The 6,000-nt window shown below is 40.1% G+C and carries 6 protein-coding genes; 5 read left to right on the forward strand and 1 reads right to left on the reverse strand.

Annotation, left to right across the window (positions count from 1 at the left end; translation table 11 throughout):
• Positions 1 to 164: 164 nt before the first annotated feature.
• From LIZ98_RS10515 to thrB, 4 genes are all read left to right on the forward strand, one after another.
• Entirely contained in the window at positions 165 to 608 is a 444-nt protein-coding gene (locus tag LIZ98_RS10515) for an ACT domain-containing protein (protein ID WP_227139699.1), read from the forward strand.
• An 88-nt stretch (positions 609 to 696) separates the two neighbouring features.
• A complete protein-coding gene (locus tag LIZ98_RS10520; protein WP_095142379.1) occupies positions 697 to 1,995 on the forward strand; it encodes a homoserine dehydrogenase in 1,299 nt (432 codons plus the stop codon).
• 1 nt (position 1,996) lies between these two features.
• Positions 1,997 to 3,040 carry a threonine synthase gene (thrC, locus tag LIZ98_RS10525; protein WP_227139698.1) on the forward strand — a complete coding sequence of 348 codons (1,044 nt, stop codon included), beginning with the start codon at positions 1,997 to 1,999 and terminating at the stop codon, positions 3,038 to 3,040.
• 145 nt (positions 3,041 to 3,185) lie between these two features.
• A complete protein-coding gene (thrB, locus tag LIZ98_RS10530; RefSeq protein WP_034772745.1) occupies positions 3,186 to 4,106 on the forward strand; it encodes a homoserine kinase in 921 nt (306 codons plus the stop codon).
• Positions 4,107 to 4,431: 325 nt separating this feature from the next.
• Here thrB and LIZ98_RS10535 read toward each other — a convergent pair whose 3' ends face one another.
• Positions 4,432 to 5,652 carry an MFS transporter gene (locus tag LIZ98_RS10535; protein WP_227139697.1) on the reverse strand — a complete coding sequence of 407 codons (1,221 nt, stop codon included), beginning with the start codon at positions 5,650 to 5,652 and terminating at the stop codon, positions 4,432 to 4,434.
• Positions 5,653 to 5,788: 136 nt separating this feature from the next.
• Between LIZ98_RS10535 and LIZ98_RS10540 the strand changes: the two genes are divergently transcribed.
• Positions 5,789 to 6,000: hypothetical protein (locus tag LIZ98_RS10540; RefSeq protein ID WP_227203044.1), on the forward strand; the 212-nt coding region annotated here is incomplete at its 3' end.

Consider the following 6,000-nt stretch of genomic DNA (forward strand, 5'->3'; position numbering starts at 1 on the left):
TATTAAATTTAGTGTAACTTTTTTGAAGAACAAATCTTCTGGTTGGCAAAAGGAAATAAACGAAACTTTTAACAAATGAATAATAAAAAGGATTGTAATTTTTTTGAAAATGCTCTACAATGTTCACTATAAATAAACAAATGTATATTTTGGGAGGACTAAGTTTGTATGGGAGTGAACAATTTTATTTAATCCAAGGAGATGTTTTGCCGATTTCGATTCGGAAAACGTTAGAAGTGAAGCGATTGCTGGACGCGGGTAATGTAAAGACGATCCATGATGCGGTTGAACAAGTGGGCATTAGTCGGAGTGTCTACTATAAATATAAGGATAAAATTTTTCCGTTTAATGCAGCTACTTTTCAAAAGGTCATTACCATTTCCCTATTGTTGGAACATCGACCGGGGATTTTATCAAAAGTGCTGCAGTTTGTGGCAGATAAAGAAGGGAATGTGATCACGATTAACCAAAGCATACCACTCCAAGGAATTGCCAATGTTGTTTTATCCATCGATACGGCCAATATGAGGCTTACCACAACAGAATTTTTAGAAGAACTCCTGCAGGTAGACGGGGTTAATCGGGCAGTTGTCGTAGGCCAGAGCTAACAACCGTTTCATGTACAATTCTATGAAACTGTAAAACCTTTAATTATTGTTCAATAGAGGAATATAGAAGCAAAATGGGAGGAAAGTTATGAATGGAAAAATTAAAGTCGGTTTAATGGGCTTTGGCACGGTTGGAACCGGTGTTGTCCGGCTAGTCGATTCATATAAAGAAGACTTTTTCAACCAAACGGGTTCTGTCATTGAAGTCAGTCGGATTTTAGTAAGGAATCCTGAAAAAGAGCGGTCGATATTTGTCAATTCTGATATTGTTACAACCGATCCCCGGGAACTTATTTATGATCAGGAAGTGGAAGTCATAATTGAAGTCATGGGCGGAATTGAACCGGCACGAACCTATATTTTAGAAGCGATTGAACAGGGGAAACATATCGTAACAGCCAATAAAGATTTAATGGCAATTCATGGGGAGGAACTCATCAAAAAAGCACGAGAGCATGGCTGTGACCTATTTTATGAAGCAAGTGTCGCCGGCGGGATTCCGATTATAAATGCGATTGTGGAAGGTTTTTCTTCGGATCGGATTACGAAAATAATGGGGATTGTTAACGGAACAACAAACTATATTTTAACAAAAATGAGCCATGAACAAGCTTCTTTTGATGAGGTTTTACAGGAAGCACAACAGCTTGGCTATGCCGAGGCAGATCCGACATCGGACGTAGAAGGTTTAGATGCAGCACGAAAAATGGCCATCCTAAGTTCCCTTGGTTTCCATGTCGGCATGAATTTAGAAGATGTATCTGTAAGAGGGATTTCTAAAGTAACATTAGAAGACATTAAATACGGTGAGCAATTAGGCTATACAATGAAGTTAATCGGAATTGCAAAAAAAGATGATGAATTAATTGAAGTAAGTGTGGAACCAACGTTTGTGAAAAGTACTCATCCGTTAGCCAATGTCAACGGTGTTTTTAATGCGGTTTATGTGTATGGAGAAGCGGTCGGGGAGACAATGTTTTACGGACCGGGTGCCGGTGAACTGCCGACCGCAACAGCCGTTTTATCTGATCTTGTGACGGTCGTGAAAAACATCAAGCTTGGTGTTAACGGGCGAAATATGGCGACACCTTATAATGTGAAAAAATTGAAACGAGAAGAGGATATTTATGCCAAATATTTTATTCGGCTGATCGTCAATGATGAAAGTGGTGTATTGGCCCAAATTGCAAAACTAATGGCTGAGGAAAAAATTAGTTTAGAAAAAGTTCTTCAAGAACCGTATCCAAGTAATCCGAAAAAGGCAGAACTTATTTTGGTTACCCATCAAGCTTCGAAAAAATGTATAAACAATGTCTTAGCGGCGTTTGAAAACGTGGATTATATAGAAAAAGTAAAAAGTTGTTATCGAGTGGAAGGCGGCGAATAAAATGGCAGGCATTTTAGAAAGATATCGTGACTATTTACCGATTACGGAAAACACCCCGTTAATCAGTCTTCATGAAGGAGGTACACCACTGATTCGGGCGAATAATCTGTCTAAGAAACTTGGCTTGGACCTGTATTTTAAATATGAAGGCTTAAATCCGACCGGATCATTTAAGGACCGCGGGATGGTCATGGCGGTGGCAAAAGCGTTAGAAGAGGGAAGCACATCTATCATGTGTGCATCGACCGGAAATACGTCAGCCGCAGCGGCAGCCTATGCGGCACGTGCCAATATGAATTGCTATGTTCTCATCCCTGATGGAAAGATTGCCCTTGGCAAGTTGGCTCAAGCGGTTATGTATGGGGCAAAGATCATTGCTATTAACGGAAACTTTGATGATGCTTTATCTATTGTGCGTGAAATCACAAGTGAATATCCGATTACCCTTGTTAATTCGGTGAACCCATACCGGTTGGAAGGGCAAAAGACGGCGGCATTTGAAGTGGTTGACGAGTTAGGTGATGCACCGGATATTTTGGCTATCCCGGTTGGCAATGCCGGCAATATTTCCGCTTACTGGAAAGGGTTTTGTGAGTATTTTGAAAAAGAAAAAGCCGGGACTCGGCCGCAAATGTACGGCTATCAAGCAGAAGGGGCTGCCCCGCTTGTGAAAGGGGAAGTGGTTACGAATCCGGAAACAGTGGCAACTGCCATTCGAATCGGGAACCCGGCAAGCTGGGATAAAGCGGTCCGCGCATTGGATGAATCAAACGGTCGCATCGACTCGGTAACCGACGAAGAAATTTTAGCCGCACAAAAATTGTTAACAAGCTCAGAAGGAATTTTTGCTGAACCGGCCTCATGCGCATCGCTAGCAGGAGTTGTTAAACATCGGCAACTCGGTCTTATTGAAGAAGGAAAACGGGTGGTTTGTGTTTTAACCGGCAATGGCTTGAAAGATCCGGATATTGTTTTGAAAAATGAATTTGCGATGGAAAAAGTAGATGCAAACCATGATTCGGTCTTAAAGGTGTTAGGCATTTAAAATCGATCGGCATTCTAATTGAGACTGAAAAAAGTCCATCCATTTCTGACCGAATGTTTGTATTCGAAACTTTTTTAGCTCCGTGGAAAAAAAGAAATAACTTCTGAGTAGTGATAAGAAACCTAGCTAGAAAGATGGTGCAAAGATGGATGAGTATGATATGTATGTGAAAGTCCCTGCCAGTACGGCAAACTTAGGGCCGGGGTTTGACTCAGTCGGCATGGCCCTCCAACTTTACACAACATTAAAAGTGAAACAATCTAATCGGACAAAATTTTATTTAGTCGGTGACAATCAAGAAAACATTCCGACCGATAAAAGCAACTTAATTTACCAAACGATTGATTTTTTATATAAGAAGGCAGGACTACAAACACCGGAATTGGAAATTGAAGTTGAAACGGATATCCCGCTGGCAAGAGGTCTTGGCTCAAGCGGGACGGCAATTGTCGGAGGTTTGGTGGCCGCAAATGTTCTGGCAGGTGAACCATTTTCTAAACAAGAAATTTTTCAGTTTGCTTCAGAAATGGAAGGTCATCCGGATAATGTCGGAGCATCGTTATTTGGGGGAATCATTGTTGCGGCAAAAAATGAATTGGGAGATTACGCCCATGTTCCGCTATCACCGCCAAAAGGCTTAAAAATCGTTGTTGCTATTCCGGATTTTGAATTACCGACAAAATTAGCGCGGGAAGTTTTGCCTGACGATTACTCACGCCAAGATGTTGTTCATGCCCTTAGCCACTCGGCATTGTTGGTCGCCGCAATCGCAAAAGGAGATTTATCCGCTTTACAAGTTGCCTTAGAGGACCGTATTCACCAACCGTACCGGATGGCGCTTTTGCCGGGATTTGAAGCATTGCAAAAGAACTGCAGGAATTACGGGGCATTTGGTACGGTCATCAGCGGGGCAGGTCCAACTATCCTTGCTTTTACAACAGGTGATTGTACACAGCTTGTTGATTTTATGGAGTCAACTTTACAAAACCACGGGGTGTCCGCAAAAGTAATGGAACTCGCTATTGATACAAGCGGCACGACATGTTCGGTGCTACTGAAAAAATAATCGAATCAGCAGACGAACACGTATATATGCATCATTTCAAATCGGGCATTTCTCTGGTTAATAGAGAGATGCTCGATATTTTATAGAACAGACTGATTTGCACCTAAAAAGTACATATTCTTAACCCTTAGGCTTTGAGCAGCAAGCTGTATTATACAAATAATAATTAAAACCATATTTAGTCAAAATTATTGTAAAACTTTTTTGGTTGACAATCATATTATAATTCGTCTGCAAATATTAGTAAGGAAATTATTTTCGGAAAAAATGGATTACTCAAAAAGCACCATATCTTTTTTGCCGATAGATATGATGCTTTGTTAAATTATGAAACTCTTTGTACATTCCCTGCTTGTGCTTCTCTTGTTTCCGGAAAAGTCGGTATTAAGAAAATATAGATACACGATACAGCAATAAAGAAGACTAATGATGGAACATATCCGGCAGAACCAAGGATAAAGCTCCATATAATATTCGCAATCGTTTGTCCCGCATAGGCAATCGCCCAAAAGAGTCCAAACATAATTGTCAATTTTTTCGGTGTCATCCCTTTTAACTCGTGGGGAAGATTCAAAAAGATTGGATATTGAAGGAACATACAGAAGCCTGAAATAGAAACAAAAATATAAGATAAGATTGGTAAAGAGTTAGCAAAGATTAATGTGAAAGTAAATGAGGATACCATACCGATACCTGCTAAAAATAAGATTGGTTTCCTTGGTAATCCTTTATTTCCAAAATATATACCAGCAAATGTTCCAAGTATCGCAAAACCGGAAATCAGCAAGTTTGTAATCGAACCGTTCAAAATTGTATACTCATCAAAAACTTTTTTAAAACTGACGAGTGAAAGTACATAAAGAGTTAAAAAGGATGCAAAAGCAATTCCATACCGCCAGAGGAAGCTGTCTTTTAATGCATCTCTGTAGCCGTAAGATTCGCCATCAGGACCCGCATCGTCCGCTGTCGTAAAATCTTCAGCTTTCCATACCCAAGCGAGAAATAAAATTAACGTGATGGAGGCAAAGCAAGTTAACGTAAGTCGCCAATCTATCACCATTTGATGGGCAAACAAAGTAAATAAGACAGCGACAATAAAAGCTCCGATATTGTAAGAAACCGTGTTGGCGGCATTGATTTTTAATTTTTCTTTCGGATCACTAATATATCTGGAAACGACCGGGTTCATATAGACAATGACCATTGAGCCACCGATCGCCATGACCATCCGTGCAATCGTATATGCCCAATAGTTTGGCATCCAGATAGCAATTAATCCCATGATAAGCAATCCAACTCCTACACCGACCGCTTTTTTTGCACCAAGTCGCATGAGAATAATTGCTGCTAAAATATTTGCAAACACACGAGCAGTTGTGATTGAGTAGTTAACAAGTTCAGAAACGACGGGATCAACCGGACCACCGAAGAACGTTTTCGTTATTTGCGGTGTTAATGAAGAACCTGCCACCCAGTTCATCGCGAACGTTACATATGCGAGCCATAAGACGGACAACATAAAATAACCTTTTCTTTTATTTACCATTTGTGTTTTCCACCTCATAATCGTAATTACCTTATTAAATTACGCTAAAATTTACTGTTTCACAAGGTAATTCACAAAATCGCCAAAATGAAAGGGACACCAATCATGAATTATTTTTAACAAAACGGTAAAAACTATGAATTGGATTAATTGTTATAAAATAGTATGTGATATTATAAACAAACGAAAGCGGAGAAGCGGGAGTTGGTATATTTATTTCCGCACAAAAAAGACGACGAGAATGAGTTTCGTCGCCAAAAAGTGGAGATTTCCGCACAGAAATGACGACGATAAGGGGTGTCGTCGCCAAAAAAAGAAGTTTCCGGCGCAAAAACGACGACGAGAAAG

Source organism: Caldibacillus sp. 210928-DFI.2.18, from assembly GCF_020554505.1.
GTDB lineage: Bacteria > Bacillota > Bacilli > Bacillales > Caldibacillaceae > Caldifermentibacillus > Caldifermentibacillus hisashii.